At 49.9% G+C, this 21,070-nt stretch carries 16 protein-coding genes and 4 pseudogenes; 1 reads left to right on the top strand and 19 read right to left on the bottom strand.

Annotated features, from left to right (window positions below):
- Nucleotides 1-67 precede the first annotated feature (67 nt).
- From ACQE3Z_RS14910 to ACQE3Z_RS14885, 6 genes and pseudogenes are all read right to left on the bottom strand, one after another.
- Nucleotides 68-553 (bottom strand): hypothetical protein, encoded by a 486-nt coding sequence (locus ACQE3Z_RS14910; RefSeq protein ID WP_426974397.1) that lies wholly within the window; start codon nucleotides 551-553, stop codon nucleotides 68-70.
- Nucleotides 550-1,101: pseudogene (locus tag ACQE3Z_RS14905) on the bottom strand (RHS repeat-associated core domain-containing protein); the annotation flags it as partial. The pseudogene ACQE3Z_RS14905 and the gene ACQE3Z_RS14910, both read right to left, overlap by 4 nt.
- Nucleotides 1,102-1,637: 536 nt before the next feature.
- Nucleotides 1,638-2,255 (bottom strand): annotated as a pseudogene (locus ACQE3Z_RS14900) (glycohydrolase toxin TNT-related protein); the annotation flags it as partial.
- Between the two features lie 74 nt (nucleotides 2,256-2,329).
- Nucleotides 2,330-2,695: a hypothetical protein gene (locus ACQE3Z_RS14895; RefSeq protein WP_426974396.1), complete on the bottom strand. Its 366-nt coding sequence runs from the start codon at nucleotides 2,693-2,695 to the stop codon at nucleotides 2,330-2,332.
- Nucleotides 2,696-2,718: 23 nt separating this feature from the next.
- Nucleotides 2,719-3,033, bottom strand: coding sequence for a hypothetical protein (locus tag ACQE3Z_RS14890; protein ID WP_426974395.1), 315 nt, complete (start codon nucleotides 3,031-3,033; stop codon nucleotides 2,719-2,721).
- A 68-nt stretch (nucleotides 3,034-3,101) separates the two neighbouring features.
- Complete coding sequence (locus ACQE3Z_RS14885) at nucleotides 3,102-3,371, bottom strand: hypothetical protein (RefSeq protein WP_426974394.1); 270 nt, start codon at nucleotides 3,369-3,371, stop codon at nucleotides 3,102-3,104.
- On the opposite strand from ACQE3Z_RS14885, the gene ACQE3Z_RS14880 reads away from it, so the two are divergent.
- On the top strand, nucleotides 3,354-3,527 hold the full coding sequence (locus ACQE3Z_RS14880) for a SymE family type I addiction module toxin (RefSeq protein WP_426974553.1): 174 nt from the start codon (nucleotides 3,354-3,356) through the stop codon (nucleotides 3,525-3,527). The two genes, ACQE3Z_RS14885 and ACQE3Z_RS14880, sit on opposite strands and share 18 nt — an antisense overlap.
- 44 nt (nucleotides 3,528-3,571) lie before the next feature.
- Here the strand turns inward: ACQE3Z_RS14880 and ACQE3Z_RS14875 are convergent, their stop codons facing one another.
- The 13 genes and pseudogenes from ACQE3Z_RS14875 to ACQE3Z_RS14815 all read right to left on the bottom strand — a co-directional run.
- Nucleotides 3,572-3,778: a hypothetical protein gene (locus ACQE3Z_RS14875; RefSeq protein WP_426974552.1), complete on the bottom strand. Its 207-nt coding sequence runs from the start codon at nucleotides 3,776-3,778 to the stop codon at nucleotides 3,572-3,574.
- A 222-nt stretch (nucleotides 3,779-4,000) separates the two neighbouring features.
- Nucleotides 4,001-4,216, bottom strand: coding sequence for a hypothetical protein (locus ACQE3Z_RS14870; protein ID WP_426974393.1), 216 nt, complete (start codon nucleotides 4,214-4,216; stop codon nucleotides 4,001-4,003).
- Between the two features lie 17 nt (nucleotides 4,217-4,233).
- Nucleotides 4,234-8,739: pseudogene (locus ACQE3Z_RS14865) on the bottom strand (RHS repeat-associated core domain-containing protein).
- Nucleotides 8,740-8,742: 3 nt separating this feature from the next.
- Complete coding sequence (locus tag ACQE3Z_RS14860; protein WP_250651751.1) at nucleotides 8,743-9,183, bottom strand: DcrB-related protein; 441 nt, start codon at nucleotides 9,181-9,183, stop codon at nucleotides 8,743-8,745.
- A 69-nt stretch (nucleotides 9,184-9,252) separates the two neighbouring features.
- Nucleotides 9,253-10,278 (bottom strand): hypothetical protein, encoded by a 1,026-nt coding sequence (locus tag ACQE3Z_RS14855; protein ID WP_426974392.1) that lies wholly within the window; start codon nucleotides 10,276-10,278, stop codon nucleotides 9,253-9,255.
- A gap of 157 nt (nucleotides 10,279-10,435) precedes the next feature.
- Nucleotides 10,436-10,849 carry a hypothetical protein gene (locus ACQE3Z_RS14850; RefSeq protein WP_426974391.1) on the bottom strand — a complete coding sequence of 138 codons (414 nt, stop codon included), beginning with the start codon at nucleotides 10,847-10,849 and terminating at the stop codon, nucleotides 10,436-10,438.
- A gap of 13 nt (nucleotides 10,850-10,862) precedes the next feature.
- Nucleotides 10,863-11,825, bottom strand: a complete 963-nt coding sequence (locus ACQE3Z_RS14845; protein ID WP_426974390.1) for a glucosaminidase domain-containing protein — start codon at nucleotides 11,823-11,825, stop codon at nucleotides 10,863-10,865.
- Between the two features lie 186 nt (nucleotides 11,826-12,011).
- Complete coding sequence (locus ACQE3Z_RS14840) at nucleotides 12,012-12,605, bottom strand: DUF6707 family protein (protein WP_426974389.1); 594 nt, start codon at nucleotides 12,603-12,605, stop codon at nucleotides 12,012-12,014.
- A gap of 10 nt (nucleotides 12,606-12,615) precedes the next feature.
- Nucleotides 12,616-13,850, bottom strand: a pseudogene (locus tag ACQE3Z_RS14835) (RHS repeat-associated core domain-containing protein); the annotation flags it as partial.
- A 1,101-nt stretch (nucleotides 13,851-14,951) separates the two neighbouring features.
- Nucleotides 14,952-15,281 carry a hypothetical protein gene (locus ACQE3Z_RS14830; protein WP_426974388.1) on the bottom strand — a complete coding sequence of 110 codons (330 nt, stop codon included), beginning with the start codon at nucleotides 15,279-15,281 and terminating at the stop codon, nucleotides 14,952-14,954.
- On the bottom strand, nucleotides 15,274-19,848 hold the full coding sequence (locus ACQE3Z_RS14825) for an RHS repeat-associated core domain-containing protein (protein WP_426974387.1): 4,575 nt from the start codon (nucleotides 19,846-19,848) through the stop codon (nucleotides 15,274-15,276). Before ACQE3Z_RS14825 ends, ACQE3Z_RS14830 begins: the two co-directional genes overlap by 8 nt.
- Before the next feature lie 2 nt (nucleotides 19,849-19,850).
- Nucleotides 19,851-20,285 (bottom strand): DcrB-related protein, encoded by a 435-nt coding sequence (locus ACQE3Z_RS14820; RefSeq protein ID WP_426974386.1) that lies wholly within the window; start codon nucleotides 20,283-20,285, stop codon nucleotides 19,851-19,853.
- On the bottom strand, nucleotides 20,285-21,070 hold a 786-nt coding region (locus tag ACQE3Z_RS14815), incomplete at its 5' end, for a type VI secretion system Vgr family protein (RefSeq protein ID WP_426974385.1). The genes ACQE3Z_RS14820 and ACQE3Z_RS14815, both read right to left, overlap by 1 nt.

Genomic DNA, 21,070 nt, shown 5'->3' with positions numbered 1-21,070 from the left:
CATATGAATACTGGCACTAATTGAAATGAGTCAAATATAAATAAAGGCGCTTAAAATTTTTAATTCATTATGCAATATTTTCCCAGGAAATATATATTCCATGATTAAATGACTTTGTCTCATATGAAACTGAAACCCTTCCCCATTTTAAATCCCATCTAACCATTTCATTTTTTATAAGATCTGGTGTTAATAAATTTAGAGATACCTTTAACCAATTGGATAATTCCACCACTGAATCATTCAACATATTAATATTGGTTCGCGCACTCCAATCATTTAAAGATTTGTAGTATCCCCCATGTTTATCAACAAGTTGAACAACAAAAGGAAAATCATAACATATTGGCCTTATATAAAATTCAAACTCCTTATCGAAAAAACGCACTGAGTCTATAAGATAGTGATGAGGTGTGATGCTCTTTATTGAATTTTGCTCAAACAACTTTTGATAAAGTTGGCTCTTGCAAAAAACATCTTCAGTTTCAATTTCAACGGGTAAATCATTTAAAGTCAAAGTACCCGTAATTGAATCAAAATTCAGATTTATCATATATCTATTATTTTCCCCGGAATTAACAGATGTCTCGATTCTTCTGGGATAAAGAACTGAAGCCCTCCCCCGTCCCCATACAACCTATTAGCTGCAGCTCTACCATAAGCTACATCTATATCTTCACTCACATAAAAGGCTCTTAATTTTGTACGAACAGGCCAGCGTGGATCTAGTTTAACTTGTAGTGCTTGATGATAACCCAAAGGATTGCCTCTATATTGATTAACTGTTGGGAATGTCACTGTATAAGAGGGTTGTTGGTTCCCGTTCGGGTAAAGAGCATACAGAACTGTACCTTTTTTGAGCATTCTGTTTTTATAAACATCAATTCCTGGATAATCATCATTTCCTGGCCCCTGCCATTTCGTAGCTTCTTTTGACGGATCTCTACAAGTACGGCTCAGCCCCCAAGGGTCAATCCACCCCAGCGCATTCGGTGCATACTGATACAGGTTCAGCCCGCCCGCCAGCCCTATCGGGTCGGGCTGGGTAAACCGGCCGCTGTCCGGGTCGTAGTACCTGAACAGGTTATAGTGCAGGCCCGAATAATCGGCTCATCCATGATGACTACCCTTTAGTATTAGTAAATTACAGACTATTTAAATCTTCTCTATCTAATTACTAACCAATCTTAAAAATTGTCACTATATCATTCAGAATCACATGAAATATCAAAAAATTGCTGAAAATTACATTGTAAATATCCTTAACCAAAGATACCAATAAGGTTAGAAATATACCTGGCAGGCTGGACCTCAGAGAATGTAAAAAAAACAAAAAGTCTATGTTTATGAAGGGAGCATTCACTTTCAAAAAAATTTATTGCCTCACCTTTATAACTATAGCAGCCATGTTTTTTGGGATTCTCTTTTACTCCTTTGACACGTTTAGCAATTTCTTTTTTAAATGACTCACTTTCTAAATCAAAGCGTTTAGAATTAAATAGCGTAAAAATCACCTGACTGCCGCAAATTGGGCAATGAATGATGTTTTGCTTATGGACAAAATCGCTTTCAAACCCATCATGCAATAATAAGCTTTTTTTCATAAAATTGTTTATTAACTTGAACTCACTCATAGCTTTTTTTAATACTCCATCTTTTATAAGGTCTTCAATGAAATCATGTGTTTCATATTGCCTACCCATACCAACTTTCCCAAACCAAGGTATCGCAGGTCCAGCATCAACCTCATAAGGTTTCAATACCACGTAAGTAGATAATGGTTTTTTTAGCGTATTATCTGGAAGGGCTCGCCCTTCAAATGAGGAGCCTGCCGGTGACAAGAAGGTGCCTGTATCCCGAAAACCACTTTCATCAGTCCAGCCACCATAACGATCAATTTTAGTTCCAGGCTTAAGCGTTATTTTTGTTGCCGTTACAAAACCGCGGTTTGGTGGCCAGGCGCCATCGCCCATAAATTTTTCTAACGCTGCCCAGTCTTGGTTTTTCCATAATTTATAGGCTTTAGCCGCCTCACTTCTCGAAGCAAACTGACGTTTATTTGACTTCGCCTGAAAATCATTCCAACTATTTCTACAACTCAACCCCCAAGGGTCAATCCAGCTTAACGCATTCGGCGCATACTGATACAGGTTCAACCCGCCCATCAGCCCTATCGGGTCGGGCTGGGTAAATCGGCCGCTGTCCGGATCGTAGTACCTGAACAGGTTATAGTGCAGGCCCGAATACTTGCCTAATTCATGGGGCTCACCCTTCGGGATTAGCGCTGAACCATCCTTATTTATAGTTTCTAAAAATTACATCATTAAAATTAATAGGAAGGAGCAAGACGATGCAATTCACGACCCTCAACATTAAATGAATAATGCCAGTCGTACCAATTATCATATTTTTCCTCAAATGAACATACTACTAAAACTTCATTACTTGCTGTTTTTGTCAAGTAATAAAAATTTGAACCTGCTGGCGATCTAGAAGAAAATTGCACTTCTCCCTCTCCATTTAAAACATGTATTTCATTAGGCGACGACAAGCAGCCACTTAATATAAAAATTAGCTGACGACTTTCATCCACCATAGCCTGATCAATACTACTCAGATCAAAATTATAAGACTGCCCCTTATTTACCCATCGGATAAAACCGCTATCCTTTATTACATTTAAGTCTTTTATCATTTATATTTACTCATTTGATAAATTTAATTTTTAATATTTTTTTCTTCTATTAACTTTAGATAGTCCATCCTATGTTGAGGTGCTACAACCATTTCAACTTGAGTTCCGCCCCCAGCCAGATAAGTACCAGTTCCCTTATCTACTTGAGGACCAACCATTCCTATCTTTACTGGCAAAGGTTGTTTTATCTCATGAGTAATCACACGATCAATATCAGGCTTCCATGCATTTTTAACAGCAAGCTTATCTCGGACATATGATACGTCCGGTATATCATCAAACGTTGCAAATCCGCCTGGCCTTGTAGACGGTTGCCCAGGAGAAACGGCCATTTTCATTTTTGTGTCTGGAAGCAGTACGGCATCTAAAGGCGGACTATTTAATGGCCATGGTGACTGCTCATGAACTAAATTGTGATAGCCGGACGCAGCTTCGCTTGAGGTTTTAAAATGCCCGCGAGGTTATTACCGATATGGTTAATCAGTTCCGGGTCACGCAGCAACGCCAGCGCCGCTTCCCGCTGTTCGTCCGTCACCTCCGGCGCGGCACTCTCCGCCTCCGGTCGGCTCAGATGGTTTTCCAGCGCCAGCAGCACCCGCCCCAGCGACTGTTTTAGCGCGCTTTCAGCCAGCCCCAACTCCGCTGCGGCTATGTCAGTATCCGCCACGAGAGCCACAGGGATGTTACCGCCAGCTGGTATTCGCGCAGCCCCAGCCTGCATCTTAAGAGCGACTGGCTAAAAGAGGCGGGATTTGAGACAGGTTGCCCGGTGACGGTGAGGATCGACGAAGGGCGTCTGCTCCTTACCGTGGAGCAGCTGACAGGCGGCTGATAGTAAAAAGCCGAAAGGATCTTTGGGATCACTTCCGGCTTTATTTAGCAAAAATTAAAATATATATCACTTATTAAATCACCATCTATTTTCTCGACAGTGACTGTTTTTACTTTATTAAAATCCGCCAAAATACCTTTAACAGGAACATCTTCTCTTAAAATAAGATCATAAAAAGGTTCCCTTTCATTTTCTGGCACATACTTATTTATTAAATAAAAGAGTTTCTCTCTTAACTCTTTCTTTGTCATAGCGTTTACTCTGGGAAAATACTGATTTTGTTGAAGAATACTGAATAACCTTTTTCTGCCGGTAATAATTGTAACGCCCCACCTCTTCCATATTGTGGATATGCACTGGTAAAAAATCTCATACCTTAGACCTTTTCCGCCATTAGCAAGTGGGACTTTTACTTGAGGCACACCCTCCGTCTTTTGCCATCAATCCCAGAAACTGCTCTCCAAAATTTGGCATTAGAATAGAGGCTTATACTTTTGTTCTCTGTTTTGTGTTTCGATTATAACTTCATAGGCATCCTGCGGACTTTTCATAGCTTTAGTAACCTCCTCTTCGCTAATTTCAGATTGTCTTTCTTTACCGGCTAACTCACCTGAATCATACCTTATATAGAATCTATTACCTTTCCTTATGATATCTATACCGTATTTGCTAAAAATCATTTTTTCCATTTTTCTTCTCATAAAAATTATAATTTAGCTTTGGTTAGCTTGTTTATTATCGCCTCGGATACAGGCGTCTGGTCAATAACTGCTTCTGGGATCCCTCCTGAAGTTTTTCCGCCCGGAAGCCAGAATTCGTTTGCTCCTGGCTCATTACCAGAGGGCATTCGTAATCCTGTAGGATTCGGAATATCAATCCTTACAGGTGCATCGCCAAGGTCTCCAGGGCTTAGGCCAAGCAAATGTTCAAGCTTAGAAACATTCCCTCCTGATTTCGCAATAAGATCATCTGCAACATGTTTCGGCATGACAAAATGCCCACCGGGAGGGCCAATTTCAGCGCGGTTAACCCCCCACGTGATCTTTGATACTCCGCCACTAAATTGCCCTAAATGCTGCCTTATGTGCGATACATCTAAATATGATGCCGGGTTTGGAAAGTTTGGCTTTATCTTCCCTTTTACTGATCTATAGGCCTTAGCAGCGGCTCTTCTAGAGGAGAAAATCCCTTTCGTTTTGCTCTGAAAATTATTCCAACTGTTCTTGCATGACAATCCTAACGGGTCGATCCACCCCAGCGCATTCGGCGCATACTGATACAGGTTCAGCCCGCCCGCCAGCCCTATCGGGTCGGGCTGGGTAAACCGGCCGCTGTCCGGGTCATAGTACCTGAACAGGTTATAGTGCAGCCCGGTGTCCCGGTCAAGATACTGCCCCTGCATGCGCAGGTTCTGTGCGAATCCCGGCCCCTGCAGCGGCGTTTCCCGCAGCAGTTTACCCCAGGCGCTGTTCTGTGCTTCCCAGCGCAGCTCCCCTTCCGCATCCGTCAGCCGCTCCGGCGTGCCGTTCGGCTGGCAGTGAAACCAGAAAATCTCCGGGTCCGTCACGCCATCAATGCGCGCCAGCGGCTCGTAACTTCCCTCATCGCTGTAGACATACGTCAGCGGTAGCCCGTCATGAATTTCCTGCAGCAGACGGAAGCCGTCCCACACGAAGCGCGTGGTCACCGCTTTCCCCTGCGGCTGCCCGTTCAGCAGCTGGCGGCGCGTTTTGCTGATGCGCCGGCCCAGCGGGTCGTAGCGGAAGCTCACCTGCGTCTGTGGCCTGTTGTGGTCCTTCGGCTCACACAGCACTTCCGTCAGCCGGTGTTCGCCGTCGTAACGGTAGCGCCAGCGCATCCGCGCGCTCTCTTTTTCCGTGGTGCGCCCGTGAAGGTCATACCGCCAGCGGATGCCGTTCAGCTGTGTCACCCGGTTATGGCGCACCGGCGGCAACGCTGCCTGCTCTAGCGGGTTGCCCGCCGCATCCCAGCGCCACTGCTCCTGCTGCATGCCATCCTGCGTCAGCAGCCGCCCGCTGCCGTCATACTGCCAGCGGGTGGCATTAAACGGATTATCGTTGCGCTCTTCACGCACCGGCTGGTTGCGCCAGTCATAGTCCCACCGCCGTGACCAGCGACGCGGAGCCGGACGCTGCGCATGTCCGGTAAACACGTCCCGCCGCTGTAGCCGTCCCAGACGGTCATACGCCGTGCGGCTGGTCAGCAGCCCCTGGGTCCGGCTCACCTCGCGGTGCAGCTCATCGCGCGTGAAGTCGCTGACCGGCAGGCCGTCCAGCGCAATGCTCAGCAGGTGGCCGCTGCCGTAATAAAGGTGCTTGAGCTGACGCCCGTCCGGCAGCTCAAGCACGGTGCGGTTACCCAGGGCATCGTAAGTGCGCTTCAGCGCGCCGTTTTCGCCCTGCTCGCTGATAACGCGCCCCAGCGCATCATACTCAAACGTCAGCTCCTGCTCGGCTTCGCGGCTCCAGGCATTATCGCCCAGCGCTGCATGCTGCGTAATGCGTCCCGGCAGCCCGCTGCCGGTATAATGCCAGCGCGTCTACCCTTCCGGCGTGGTGCGCGCCAGCAGCTGACCGGCTGCGCTCCAGGAAAAAGTGTGGGTAATGGCTTCAGGATGACCGGCTGCAAAGGTACGCGAAACCGTGCGCCCGCAGGCATCATAACCGTAACGGGTGATCATCCCGTCCAGCCCGGCCTCTTCCAGCAGCAGCGAGTCAGCACCCCAGCGAAAGCGGTAAGCTTCACCGTTCTCGTTATGCAACGCCGTCAGCCTGCCGCGGCTGTCCCAGCTGCGGCGGACCTCTTCGCCCAGCGCATTACGCGTGGCAATCAAACGCCCGGCTGCGTCATAGCTGAACTCGCTGCGTTTTCCGTCTGCGGCTTCATGTGCCTGCGGCAGGCCGTTGCTGCTCCAGCTGAGCGACTCCTGCCAGCCCTCCGCACGTTCAAGCTGCACCGGGCGTCCGGCTGCATCATAGCGATAACGCGTCTCTTCGCCGTCAGGGGTAATCACCACTTCAGGCCAACCGAGCGGATGGTAACGCCAGCGCGTTATGCGACCGGAACAGTCGGTGGCGCGAATAACCTGCCCCGCCTCGTTATATTCCTGATAACGCGTGTTACCAGCCGCATCAACCTCCTCGGTTACCTGGCCATAGTCGTCACGACGGTAAAGCGTGCTCTGCCCCAGTGCATCGACAATCCGTGCCAGGCCATGGTGTTCATCATAATAAAACCAGGTGGTTGCGCCATCCGGCGCGCTGATGGAGGCGGGTAGCGCCCGGTGTTCCAGCCAGCGAGTCGTCTGCGTATTGCCGTCAGCGTCCGTTTCCTGTACCCGGTTACCCATTTCGTCATAAACAAAACTGACGACATTACCAAGCGGATCGATGCGCCGCGTCAGCTGTTCGTTCTCATCCCACTCGTAACGCCAGCTCTCGCCGCGCTCATCGACGAAACGGGTAATCAGCCCCTGCGCGTTCCAGTAGTGCTGACGAGTCTCTCCATCATACTGCGTGACGGTAGTCAGCCCTGCGGGGATGTCATAGGCGATATGGCAACCGTCGCCGGTGCTGGTACGGTTTTCCACTACCCGCCAGTGATCGAACTTTTCCCAGCGATATTCACTTTCCAGCCCGCCCGGCAGGCGATGCCAGATCATCAGCCCCTGATCGTTATAACGATATTCACGCGTGATCACGCCGCTAGCATCGGTGGCGGCGGCCAGTTGCCCGCGTGCGTCGTATCGCCAGGTCATCAGCGGCCAGTGGTGCGTTCCGTCAAAATGGCTGGCGGCGGTGACACGTTCAGGGAAGCGCTCATCCTCATAGGCCAGCGTAACGTCAATGGCGCGAGGCTCATCGTGGATACGCACCAGCCGTCCGTGCTCGTCCCAGCCGGTTTCCAGACTGTTGCCATACTCATCACTGAGCGAGGCCAGCTTCAGCACGGCAGGGTTAGCACGTGTGGGCTTGAACAGCCGCCACGTCGCCCCGTCGTCATCCGCAATGGCCACGTCGCCGCTCTCATTGCGCCGGACAATGATCCCTTCACTGATGCTGTAAAAAGCCTGGTTAACCACAGGAAGCGTAAAGCGCAGCTCACGACCGGTTTCATCGAACCAGGTGACTTTGTCCCCTTCCAGCTTCAGCCAGCTGTCAAAAGCAGTGGCCCAGCCAGGGCCAAACAGTCCGCTACGCGTGGTAAGGCTGTTATAACTACGTTGCCAGCGCAGCGGAAAGCGTCCCGGCAGGGAGAAATCGAGTTCGTTCTCGTCATTCAATACCTTCACGCCCGTTGCTGCATGTACCGGATGCGACGAAGCAAATACCGCATTAACAGCCATATCCGCCAGCATGCCGCCGCCCGCTGCCGCCAGTGCGCAGGGCATGTTTTTCAGGATTGTACCGGGACGACCACGGATCAATGAAAGGGCGATCATGGTCATCGCCAGCCCGGCCATTTTACCGCTCTTGATATCGCGTACCGTCAGCGTCTCGCCGCCGATAATCACATCAGGCGAGACCTTATCCGAGACAGTGGCTTCACAGGTGGTGCGATCTTTCGCACGGACGGCGGGCTGCCCGTTAATGAAAACGCTTTTAGATCCTTCCGCCAGATACTGCGGGCCAGCATGTTTATCACAGGCGACTTTATCCTGCTCCAGCGGCGAAGCGCCTGCAGCTGCTGATGCGACGGTCGGCTGCCACATTTCACTGCCAAACTGCTGAGCAGCAGAGAGCAGCATGCCGCCATAGTCGGCAAAGCTACCTGGCGGCTGCGGTTCAGGCGGCGGCGTATTACCTGCCACAGGTGCCCCTGCTGCACGGGCTGCGGGCAGGCTGTTAATCAAAACATTGCTGGCGCCGGTAATAATTTTTCCTGCCGGAGATGGCGGAAACAAAAAATTACCGATGCCGTCGGCGGCCGTGCTGATGTCATCGGTGATGCCGGCCACGTTCGCCAGCACGCCGCCAATAATACCGCTCAGCACGCAGCTGGATCCCACGGCAGCAACGCCTGCCGCCGCCATGCCAGCCCCCAGCGCAGGTGCGGCGACGGTTGCCGCCGCGGCTACAGCCGCACCGATTAACGCATAGGCGGCACCTTCCGCCACGATACTGGTGATATCAGCAAAAACACTGGAGTGGATGATTTCGTCGCCCTGACGGGCCGCATTGTTGTCACTCATACCTTACGAATTCCGGTTAGCGTTCAGCGTCAGGCTTTGTTTAATCGCGTTCCAGCGCGGCGTATCTTCTTCACTGAAGGGGCGCTGAGCAGAAAGCGTAAAGATCAGCATCACCGGCTGGCCGCTTACCTGTACCGCCAGCTGTTTTTGCCACAGCTGCTGACCGTTACGGGTAAACGCGGTTTCCACTTCCACGGCGCGAATGTTGTTTTCCGGCCCGACGCTGACACGTTCAAAGGCGCTTTGCTGCACATCGCCCATCTGCGTACGCAATGTTTCCCACTGACGATGAAATTCCTGTTCAAAATCACTTTCGTCTGGTATCGGGCCACGGCTAATTACCAGCGACAGGCCGCTTTCTTCATCACGCAGGATATTAATAGTGGCGTCCTGCCATGCTGTGGGGAATAAGGAAAAAGAGGCTTCCTGAAGAGAATATTTCATAGTGGATCCTTGCGCACAGCGCGAACATATCAGGCTTAAAATTTAATATACTGGGTCAGGGCGGCTAATTTACTCTCTGGTATACTCATAAGAATCAGGGAGATAATATTGATTATTAGTAGGTCTTTTTAACAGCTTCCAGATAGCCTTATTACCTTGCAGGGAGATTTCTGCCTTGCCACCCTTTTCATTAAACCAGGTATCAAAGTTGATAATAGCTCTATTTTCCCCGATTACATAACCGGCGATGTTAATTTCATCATCATCCGTACAATCAATGCGCTTACCATAATTATATATTAAACAGTATTGCCCGGTTACAATCCCATTATTCTCTTTCAACCAAAGCGACATCGTTGACTCAGGGTTCTGATTATCCTTGCCGCTAACCTCACCGCTCCAGCGCCCATTAAAAGAATTATCAAAACTGACTTTATGAATATTTTTATTCCAGGTTCCTTTTTCATCAATAATTATTTTATTATCATCTATAACCAATAAACTATTATCAATCTTACTCAGTATATATTGGGTGTTTCCATTACCGAAAATGAAAGATAATATCGGGCAATGCCGTTCATGACATGAGGCACGGGCAACCTTCCCTTTTAACGTTAATTCAGCTCCATCTTTTATACGTCTACCATAATATATGGCGTCATTGCATTTAATTTCACCCTGGCAGTTAATGGAAATCTTAACATCGAACTTTTTAGTCTTAAAATATTCAATATTTGCGCTGCCAGCTTCAGATGATGGTGTCTGAAACTGCATGTTTTCAAACTGAAATACCCACTGTGCAATGTCTTTTTGTATACCATCAGATTCACTCTGGTTACTCTTATAATTTATTATATTTGATAACCCGCCATCAGCGGTTTCTTCGCGCCTGTCGACCACATTAAAATTGCCTATAAATGTTTCATAATCTTTAGAAAGCACCGTCTTTAATATGTGCTTGATTGAGTCATCATTCAAAACATTCACGTTACTATATTCTGTAGCATATTGACTAATGCTAAGAACACTTGCCGTAGAAACGGGCGATGCTTGCATCAAGATAACAAGCAACGCCAGTATAAAATTCCTTATCATTTTAAATTCCTTTTTATTTAAAAGAGTAATTCATGAAGAAACCCACCATCACAATTAAAAAAATCAGCGTTATTTTACCGCATTTTTAAAAAAATAATGATTCAATTTTCATTACCACTTGAAATAGCCATCATTATGTTTATTACTTTATTATTTTCTATCTGAAAGGATAAACCTTTTCACCAAGTTGATAATCAATCCATTTTTCATTATCGGTATTATCCTCCTTCCCTGAACCATACTTTCTCATGACGCTCTTTAAACTATCGCCAACTTGTATACCTCGATATGTCTTAATAGTAGAAGCATTATTAAATGATATTTGTGAAACAATATAATCATCAACATCGCGCCCCACCTTGTTATAATAAATATTCGAACTAAATATAGAGTATCCGCTATAATTATGTTGGAAGAACTTATATGAAGCATCCTGAATTGTAACTTCACCCACATAACTGCTACTCAACTCTTTTCCGGCATTATTCTTTTTTATTTCATCCCATTTGTCGCCCAGAGAAAAAACTTCCCCCTTTATCATCGCCGAATAGTCATTACTATTTAATGGCAAGATTGAATCAGCGTTAGCTTTCTCTGCAAGACTGCTTCCAGCAAAAGAATAACCAGTAGGAATTAACAATATAACTAAAATAATTAATGAAAAAACACGTATTTTTCTTACCATCTTCTTGCCTTTTAAAGTTATTTATATTGAGGTATATCATATGATAACTTGGTATTTGGGAATGAATCAAAAATATTTTTATGTTTTTCGTCTGCGCTACTGCCCAATTGATATCTGTAGCATATTGATGTACTCCGGGCGAAGCTGGATTCCAGCGCATTTTATATAATGTATTCTGACCATAACTTCCGTTATTAATGAATTTCTCAGACATCCATTTTGCTCCACCATCTATTGCCTTTTCTGGTGTATCCCACCCCATCTTATATGCATATTTAGCACCTGAATTTATCGCATCACCGTCAACTGCGCCAATACCATACATATTATAAACTTTTTTCCCATTAATATTTATCCCACTTGCTAACTCACTGGTTCCATTTGCTGTTTCCAGAGATGAATGAGCAGCGAGATATGCCTCATTAATATTATACTTTTTAGCAGCATCTAAATATGTTTGCTCTTTTCCTTCAAGAATACCTTTTCCTTTTAAAAATTTACCCATGTCATTTTTATCTATACCTGCAGAGGCAGAAAGATCGACAAACTGATATTTACTTGTACCTTCCTGCTGTTGAGCAGGATCTACAAATTTTCGACCTTGCCCTCTGGCTTTCTGCGTAACAAAAAGCACGCAAGGAATCCTTTTTTCATCTTTCCCTTTCCCAGTAATACCATAATAAGTATCACCACAGAATGATAAAGTACCATATTCTTTTATAAATTCCTTATATGATTTGGGGAATGGTACCCCAAGAATAGCTTCAAACTTTTTGATAGTTGAATCATCGACTACTCCAGTAAATAGCGATTCCTCTCCGCTATCCTTAATTAATTTATCCAAATGTTCGATAAAATTCATTTTTTAAACAAACAAATTGATTTCATTGTCAACAAAACCGCCCTGCATTTATTAAATATCGTCTATTTATGGATAAAGATGGGTCATTGCATTCCATTGAACATAATTAAAAATCAACTTCCCCATAACATATTATGGCCATAACAACACGAGCCACAAATAATTAAATGATCATACTTTACAATATCATTTAAATAGTAAAGATATGCCTTTCGCTTTAGTTTCAAACATGCCTTTCATTATTTTTTTATTTTCAATTATATTAACAGAAGCTTTTACCAAGGTGTATTTCTCAGATCCTCCGAGCGATTTTAACTTTATTAACCTCATTAAATAAATTAGCCTGGCATCTAAACCTTCTTCTTCCTCATTCGAATTTAAAGCAACTCCTTCACCATCCATGAATCTCTTATGAACATTACCTCTGATTTTCTTTGGTAATCCTTCACCAGAAATTAAAGCATCCTCTATTAATCTAACAGACTCCACTTGTTTTATTTTATTTCCATTCTGCTCTGAAATTTCTGCTCTAAGAGCTAAGGCATACTCGACCCATGTCCAATAGTCATAATCATTTTTAAATTCTATTTTACTGAGCTCATCGCAAATTAAAATTACATCATTATTCTCATCATTAACGAACAAAAAATACGCTAACTTCGTCAAAGATTCAACAATAGCCTTCTCTGTTTTTATATTTTTGGTAGGAATCACTTTCAAACAGTTTTCTATTCCCTTACTTTCTTCCCTCAACTTCTCCAACATATAAAATAAATTCATCACTTCTCCTTTAAATCACTAAAATTTTCACTTTAGTTCCATCAGGGAACTCTTTAAGAGCATTTGCTATTGAAGAACCAGCACCACGATTATCACTTGGATCAATATATCTTACACTCGCTCCTTTGCCTCCTTCTTTAAACATTGCCATTGGAAATTCGTCTCTATCATAACCTTTTTTAGTAGGATAGCCTTTTAAAGATTGGCTTCTATTTCTTGCCGCAGATACTCGGCTAATAGTAAATATGTCTCTATTGCCTTTATTAATTACATCTTCAATATGACCAAATGTTTGTTTATATTGTTTCTTAGTTAGTTCAAGAACGATATCGTGGGTTATACCATCGCCTTCACGAACCCTACAACCTTTCAACCCCAGCGGATCCACCCACACCAGCGGGTCGCCGACATACGCATAGGTGTTCAGCCCGCCCGCCAGCCCTATCGGGTCCGGCTGCGTGTAGCGCCCCGTCGCCGGGTCGTAATACCGGAACAGATTGTAGTGCAGCCCCGAATACTCGCCTCATCCATGAGGCTCGCCCCTTCGGGGCCAGCGCTGAAGCGCTGTTCAAATCTGCTCCCGGCAGATTTGTCTCTGTCCAGGTACTGCCCCTGAAAACGCAGGTTCTGCGGCACCGCCAGCGGCGTGTGGCTCTGCTCCTGCTGCGTTTCGCCCCAGGTGCTGAACCCGCCCTGCCAGACGGTCTCACCCTGCGCGTCCGTCATGCGCACCGGCAGGCCGTTCAGCTCCGTGTGGTACCAGTACACCTCGCTGCCCGCCGCGCTGCTGTCCACCCGTGCCAGCGGCTCCCATGAGCCCTCGCTGTAAACGTACTGCGTTTTTTTTCCCGGCGCGTGGCTGCCCGCCTCGCCTGCCAGCCGCAGCCCGTTCCACTGAAAGGTAATCACCTCCGGCTCCGCGCTGTCGTGACGGTACAGCAGCTTGTGCGTGCGGCGGCCCAGCAGGTCGTAACGGTATTCCGCCCGCCGGTACTCGCGGTGCCCTTCCAGCTCCACCGTGGTCAGGCGGTTTTCCTCATCGTAGCGGAAATATTGCGTCAGCCCGCATCGCGTGTCGCGCCGCTCCGCCAGGCGGCCAAAGCCGTCATACGCCAGCCGGATGCCGTTCAGCCGCTGCAGCAGGTTATGCCACACCGTTTCGCCCGGTGCCGCCGTGCGGTTGCCCGCCGCGTCACGGCTGAAACGTTCCTCCTGCGCCGGGCCCACACTGCGCGTTACGTGACCCATGGTCATCGTAGCGCGTCTCCAGTGTCAGCGATCCCTGGCTGCGGCGGATTTCACGGTACAGCCCGCTGCCGTCCGGCGCGGTGGTCACCAGCAGATAGGGCAGTTGATGATATAAAGAGAGTTATTACACCGGTGCTAAATATTTATGATGAACGAATGTTAGGGTAGATTTTGAGGTTGGCCAATCGGTCGATAACGGAGAAGTGTCTAAGCTTAGTGCCTGGCAGCTGAATATAAGAAACCAGAAGGATTTAATATCCCTTCCGGTTTCTTATAAATAGATAAATTTGTAATACATTACTTTGCCAGACATTGCTTTAGCAATAGCACTTTCGTTTATTTGGTACACCTATAGATATAATGGATGCATGGCTGTTTATTCTTAAAGAATAACTCCATGCCGTGCAAATCTGGCACTCGCTTCATGTTGAACTCGCTTCCCTAAACGGAAGCATAAAGGTATTTTTATTTAAAAAAAAATCATTATTTATACTAGCTATTCAATGCCAGCCCCATTAATTAGCAAATCATGAAGCGAAGGGGCGATGAAGACAGCATCATCTATATCAAGATTACCGAACCCCACCTTATATAGGCCATAACCATGATTTCCTTCCGCATAAAAAATGGTCTGACCGTCTTCATCACCAATAGCTAATGCACTTGATATATTTTTTGAATGTTATAGGACTCATTCATTTCCATACAGACTTTAGCACCCCATATCCTAATGTAAGAATTATTTTTTACTAAGATTTCAACTTCAGAAATTTTAGAAATGAAATCTGTATACTCGTCTGGAATACCTATACCAATGACAAAAACCTGCAGCCCCTCTATTTCGGACTTTGTTGATCCAGCTTTTTTACTTCAAACTTAAAGTTCTTATTTATTTTTTCCAATTCAATCATCATATTTTTATGTCCTCCTGTACCGACGCCTAATTCAGCAGACCGTTCCAGAACTGGCGACTGGCAGTGAGTCACTTTATTATTGAGTTCGGCGACCGCCTGAGCGATCACCTTTAATACGATGACAGTTACACAAAATTACTGACAGAACCCTCTCTTTTTTATTGCATAAAAATAATAATATCAGTCACTTAGATGTAAATGGGTAAAGACATTCCCTAAATACTTCTTGCAATGTATCTTGACTCATTTTGTTAATAGATTCATTTTGATATCTTTCTATTTTATTCATTATGACACTTTCATTATCTAAATTTCTTTTGCTATAATATTCCCTTTCATACTCACCAAGGTAATCAACTTCAATAAGCTTATCAAAGAAGCTATTAACCGCATAACTTCCTGCATATTGTAATGATTCGACATCATCACAAGAGAATTTAACATACATAACGAGTTTTTTTAACGCACTAATCTCATCCTGTGTAATAGTTATTTTTTTCTCATCTTCAGCCACGGCACTTACCTCTTACATTAATCTGGTTTGCAGTTAATTTCCTACGCGTCTCATAATCCATTTTAGATATTATCGAGTATGGGTTGGTTCCTGAATATAGTACATCATTCAGCTTTATTCTGCCCAAGTGTATATACTCAAGAGCAGAAGAGGATTTTATATTACTCATTTGAAAAGAGTCTGCTTTAAATATAATCGCATAATCTCCTCGCCCTACATGCTTAGGATCATTGATAAGAATATCCCTCATAACATCCTTCGGAGACATTAATATATCTGTAATATAGACCTTGCCCTTAGCATTCGCTTCGAGAACACCTGTCTTCATTATACTCTCAAAACCAGCTTTATCAGTGTAATGTATAAATACATTATCGCCACTCAACCCCAGCGGATCCACCCACACCAGCGGGTCGCCGACATACGCATAGGTGTTCAGCCCGCCCGCCAGCCCTATCGGGTCCGGCTGCGTGTAGCGCCCCGTCGCCGGGTCGTAATACCGGAACAGATTGTAGTGCAGCCCCGTCTCTCTATCCAGGTACTGCCCCTGAAAACGCAGGTTTTGCGGCACCGCCAGCGGCGTGTGGCTCTGCTCCTGCTGCGTTTCGCCCCAGGTACTGAACCCGCCCTGCCAGACGGTCTCACCCTCCGCGTCCGTCATGCGCACCGGCAGGCCGTTCAGCTCCGTGTGGTACCAGTACATCTCGCTGCCCGCCGCGCTGCTGTCCACCCGCGCCAGCGGCTCCCATGAGCCCTCGCTGTAAACGTACTGCGTTTTTCTGCCCGGCGCGTGGCTGCCCGCCTCGCCCGCCAGCCGCAGCCCGTTCCACTGAAAGGTAATCACCTCCGGCTCTGCGCTGTCGTGACGGTACAGCAGCTTGTGCGTGCGGCGGCCCAGCAGGTCATACCGGTACTCCGCCCGCCGGTACTCGCGGTGCCCTTCCAGCTCCACCGTGGTCAGGCGGTTTTCCTCATCGTAACCAAAATTCTGCGTCAGCCCGTGCCGCGTGTCGCGCCGCTCCGCCAGGCGGCCGAAGCCGTCATACGCCAGACGGATGCCGTTCAGCCGCTGCAGCAGGTTATGCCACACCGTTTCGCCCGGTGCCGCCGTGCGGTTGCCCGCCGCGTCCCAGCTGAAACGTTCCTCCTGCGTCGCGCCTGCGCTGCGCGTCACCTGACCGGCCGCATCATAGCCCCACAGCTGCTGACGGTACTTCCCTTCGCCCGCGTCGCCGTCGGTTATGTTCTCCTGAATAATCTGATCAAGACGATCCCAGCGGTAGCGCCGTCCGAAAACCAGCGCCTGTCCCCGACGGCTGTCGCGCAGCGTGATGCGCCCCGCCGCGTCGTAGCGCGTCTCCAGCGTCAGCGCCCCCTGGCTGCGGCGGATTTCACGGTGCAGGCTGTCGCGCTCAAAACCGGCAATATCCGTGTTAAGGCCGTTGTGATGCAGATTCATCTGCAGCAGGTGCCCGCTGCCGTAACGCAGGTGGTGCAGCGCGCTGCCGTCCGGCGCGGTGGTCACCAGCAGATTGCCCAGGGCATCATACTCATGCTGCCAGCGGCCGCCGTGGTTCTCTTCCGCCGTCAGGTTCCCCGACGCGTCACGGCTGAAGCGCAGCGTCTCCGCCCACTGCGGCACTCCACCGTCTGCTGCTGCCTGCTGCCAGGCGCTCAGCGAAGCCCGGCGTATTTTTACTTCACGCGGGCCGTAGAGATATTCCGTGTGGTTCTGCGCCGTCTGTTTCAGAACCAGGCGGCCCAGCGCATCATAGTCATAGCGCGTGACCTGCGCCGGTGGCGTGCCGTCCGCCTGCGGCAGCGGCTCGCGCGTGACCTCAGCCACCTGGCCCTGCTGCGTATAGCGGTAAGCGGTGCGCCGTCCCGCCCAGTCATACTGCGCCAGCAGCCGCTCGCCGTTATCATATTCAAAGCGCCAGCTGTCGCCGTTCGGGTTTATCAGCGCCTGCAGGCGACCAAAACGATCGTAACGGTAGCGCACCTGCTGCCCGGCCGGATCGATCTCCGTTACCACCTGTCCGCGGGCGTTACGCGTTACTTTGCGTTCTGAAAAGCCGTCCGTATTGCTGCCGCTCAGCAGACCCGCGCTGTCGTAGTCATAGCGGGTTTCGCGTCCGTCGGCGCGGATGTGCGCCGCCAGCCTGCCGGCCGTGCTCCACTGCCACTGCTCGCTGCCCGCGCCGGGCCGGCTGAGCCTGATGAGTCGCCCCCGTTCATCATAGATACGGTGGCGCTGGTGGCCGGAGCAGTCTTCATCGCGCAGCAGCTGGCCGCGCTCATCCCACCCGTAGCGGTGGGTGTTCTGCAGCGCGTCGATCCGCTCGATCAGATCGCCCTGATCGTTCCACGCAAAACGGGTCACGCCGCCCGCCGGATCGGTGAGTTCAGTGACGTCGCCCCGGTTGTTGTAGCCGTACTGCCACACCGCGCCGTCCGGCAGCACCTCTTTCAGCGGAAACGCATACACCGGATGCCAGGTGGTTAAGGTGGCCTGACCCAGCGGATCGCGCACCATTGTCAGGTTGCCGCGCGGGTCGTGGTTATATTCCCAGCGGTTGCCGTCGGGATCGACCGTCGCCTTCAGCAGCTCGCCGTCCGTGGTCCAGTGATAATGCCATTCGCCGCCGTAGCTGTCGGTGTAGCGGGTAATGCGGTAAAGATGATCCCAGTGATGTACCGTCGAGCCGCCGGACAGGCAGGTGACCGTGGCGGTTCTGGCCTGCTCGTCCGCATCGATCAGCCAGTGCTCCAGCACGTTCTGCTGCCCGTCGCATACCCGGTACTCCGCCACGCGCCACTCTGCGCCGCCGGCTTCCGGACGCCATTCATACTCCACGCTCAGGCCGGTGGCATAACTGTGCGATGCCATACGATCGCTGGCCCGATCCCAGCCAAACCGGCGCGTCACGATGCCGTCCGCATCTTCCACGGCGATCAGCTGCCCGCAATCGTTATAGCGGTAGCCCACCAGTAAATAACGATCTTCGCCGCATAGCTGGTGAACGGCGGCCAGGCGGCCATGCCGCGATTCATAGCTCAGCGTGACCGTCAGCGCTTCATTGTCGCCGGAGATGCTGACAAGCTGACCCGCGTCGTTGTAGGCATAGTGCTGGCAGTTTTCATGACGATCGCAGATGCGCGTGATACGCCACTCGCCGGCACGTTGCGGATCCGGCTCATAGAGCTGGAATTCACCGAGATCGCTTTGCAGCACAATCGATCCCTGCGCGCTGTACCACAGGGTCATGCCATCTTCCTGGCAGTGGATCACCTCACCGGGATTTATCGCGCCGATGGTCAGCTCACGGCCGGTGATATCACGCCAGAAAAACAGGCTGGTCGTGCCGTTTATACGCTGCAGCAGACGGGTTTCAAACGGCAGCATCCAGCCGGTGCCGAGCAGCCCGGTTGCGGTATTACGGCTGTGATAAACGCGCTGCCAGAGAAGCGGAATGCGATCCGCCAGTGAAAAATCAAGATCTTCCTGTCCGGCAAGGATCTTGGCTCCGGTAGCGATATTCACCGGATGCGCCGTCTGTACCGCCTTGCTGGCGATCAGGCCCGCCGCCTGTACCGCGCCTTCCGTCGCCGCCGCCTGTGCGCCCGCTGCTGCCAGTGGACAGGCGGCGTTACGCAACATGCGTACAAATTTAATTTCCTGATATATATTTTGCAGCAGGCGCATGCCTTCGCGCAGCCCTGATCCCATCAGCCCGCCCAGCATATACATCATGGCGTTTTTCCCGCTGCGAATGTCGCGCACCACAATGCCGCCGCCGCCGATGCGTACGCGTGGGTTCTCCGCCACCTCGATTTTGGCCTCGCAGGTACTGCGATCGCCATTACGCGCCGCAGGCTGCCCGTTGATTAAGACCTTGCGCGACCCTTCCGCCAGGAAGTTAGCGTTTTCCGCCAGATGACCTTTAGCGCACAGAACCGTATCTTTTGGGGCAGGCGTGGCGTAAGGGCTGGCGCTTTCCACTACCGGCTGCGTCAGATTCTTCCAGATATTGCTGAAGTAATTTTTTACGTCATCGCCATCGATATGAGTGATCCCTTCCGCCAGCGCCTGCGCCGTTTTACCCGGATGCAGCACGGCCGAAGCGGTGGCTGAGATGCCTGCCGCCACCATCATCACCACATCCTCTGCCGACAGGCTGTCATCCTGATCTGCCGCAGGCGAGTTCAGAAAGGCATGATCGACGGTACCGGCAGCCCGTGCCGCCGGCTTGCCCATGATATGCACATTATCCGAGCCGCTGGTGATTTTGGCGTCCGGCGGGCCTTTCAGCCCAAAAAAATCGAGAGCGGAATCAACCAGCTCTCCGGCCTTGTTGCCGATCTGTTCAGGAATACCGCTGGCCATTGCCCCGACAGTCAGAGCAATGCCAACTGCAACGCCAATGCCGGTAGCGCTGACGGCAGTCGCGGCCGCGTAAATACCTAAATAAATGGCACCCTCAACCAGGCCGCTGGCGAAATCAGCCAGCGCCGAGCTGTGCACCAGCGGATCGTCCATCCTTGCGGCAATCAATTCATCCGCCATGCTCAGGCCTCCCCGGCCTCAGCAGGAATAAAACCTGCTTTTATTGCCTGCCACATCACCAGCGCCGCCTCATCAAAAGGCAGCGTTCGGCTCAGGGTTAACGCCAGTAAATGATCGCTGAGCATGATGGTCAGCAGGCGCTGATGAACAGTGACCTGCTGGTTCTGAAAATGAAACGCGACTTCCTGCGCGGGCAGGCTGCCAAGCTGCGCCGCCTGCGGCTCCTCCGCCACAAATTTCTTCATGTCACGTTTTACCTTCGCCAGCTGCTGCTGAATATACTGCTTCTCTTCACCAGGCTTAACGTTAAACGCGCGGGTAATAACCAGCGTTGCGCGTGCCTGCGGCAGCTTAAGGATCGTGACGCTTTCATCCTGCGCCGCTTCCGGCAACGTCAGGGTGCCTTCCGTCAGAATATATTGCACTGGCTGACTCATTAGCTGTTTCCTTTGTTTTTATTAAATACCGTGCTGACCAGCTCTTTAATTTGATCCGGCATCGGTGAAAAAGAGATCGAGCCGCCGGGCTTTTTGATATTCAAATCGAGCGTGCCGCCAGTATTGATCTCTCCCTGAGCAGCCGCATTCACAGAGAAGGTGTTGCACTGCAGCATCACATCACCCGCCTCGTTCATAATCAGCATGCTGTCGCCACAAACCAGCTGGATAGAGCTGGCCGATGCCAGCGTCAGCGTGCCCTCGGAGCTCAGTTCATAATCACCGCCAACCAGTTCGCTGCGCGTCGCCTGTGTCATCTGCGCATAGCTGCCTTCCACTTTACTGGTATGATCTTTGCCAATGTTGACCGTCTGGCTGCCACCTACGATATGGGTCTCATCATTTTTGATGTTGGTATCCATATTGCGCTCGGCCTGGATCCACACCTGCTCCTCGCCCGCCCGGTCCTCGAAGCGCAGCACGTTGGCGTTGTCCGGCGTCCCGTCCTTTGACCGGCTCATGAACCCCATCTGCGTCGCCGCCCCCGGCAGCGACCACGGCGGCATGCTCGCCGCGTTGTACACCCGGCCCGTCACTATCGGACGGTCCGGGTCACCGTTGATGAAGTCCACCACCACCTCGTCGTTCACCCGCGGTATCTGCACCCCGCCGTAGCCCTGGCCCGCCCACGCGCTCGACACCCGCACCCAGCACGAGCTCGTCTCGTCTCCCTTCGACTCCCGGTCCCAGTGGAACTTCACCTTGATGCGCCCGTAGCGGTCGGT

The sequence above is a fragment of the Pantoea sp. FN0307 genome (assembly GCF_050113815.1).
Lineage (GTDB): Bacteria > Pseudomonadota > Gammaproteobacteria > Enterobacterales > Enterobacteriaceae > Mixta > Mixta alhagi.
The sequence above is the reverse complement of the archived record's forward strand: the minus strand, read 5'-3'. Positions and strand labels throughout refer to the sequence as shown.

Bases quoted from the DNA above. Each gene is read 5' to 3' on its own strand.
- ACQE3Z_RS14860 (WP_250651751.1), bottom strand. From the start codon at position 9,183: ATGAAATATTCTCTTCAGGAAGCCTCTTTTTCCTTATTCCCCACAGCA.
- ACQE3Z_RS14845 (WP_426974390.1), bottom strand. From the start codon at position 11,825: ATGAATTTTATCGAACATTTGGATAAATTAATTAAGGATAGCGGAGAG.
- ACQE3Z_RS14895 (WP_426974396.1), bottom strand. From the start codon at position 2,695: ATGATAAAAGACTTAAATGTAATAAAGGATAGCGGTTTTATCCGATGG.
- ACQE3Z_RS14820 (WP_426974386.1), bottom strand. From the start codon at position 20,285: ATGAGTCAGCCAGTGCAATATATTCTGACGGAAGGCACCCTGACGTTG.
- ACQE3Z_RS14840 (WP_426974389.1), bottom strand. From the start codon at position 12,605: ATGAATTTATTTTATATGTTGGAGAAGTTGAGGGAAGAAAGTAAGGGA.
- ACQE3Z_RS14890 (WP_426974395.1), bottom strand. From the start codon at position 3,033: ATGAAAATGGCCGTTTCTCCTGGGCAACCGTCTACAAGGCCAGGCGGA.
- ACQE3Z_RS14910 (WP_426974397.1), bottom strand. From the start codon at position 553: ATGATAAATCTGAATTTTGATTCAATTACGGGTACTTTGACTTTAAAT.
- ACQE3Z_RS14825 (WP_426974387.1), bottom strand. From the start codon at position 19,848: ATGGCGGATGAATTGATTGCCGCAAGGATGGACGATCCGCTGGTGCAC.
- ACQE3Z_RS14855 (WP_426974392.1), bottom strand. From the start codon at position 10,278: ATGATAAGGAATTTTATACTGGCGTTGCTTGTTATCTTGATGCAAGCA.
- ACQE3Z_RS14875 (WP_426974552.1), bottom strand. From the start codon at position 3,778: ATGACAAAGAAAGAGTTAAGAGAGAAACTCTTTTATTTAATAAATAAG.
- ACQE3Z_RS14870 (WP_426974393.1), bottom strand. From the start codon at position 4,216: ATGGAAAAAATGATTTTTAGCAAATACGGTATAGATATCATAAGGAAA.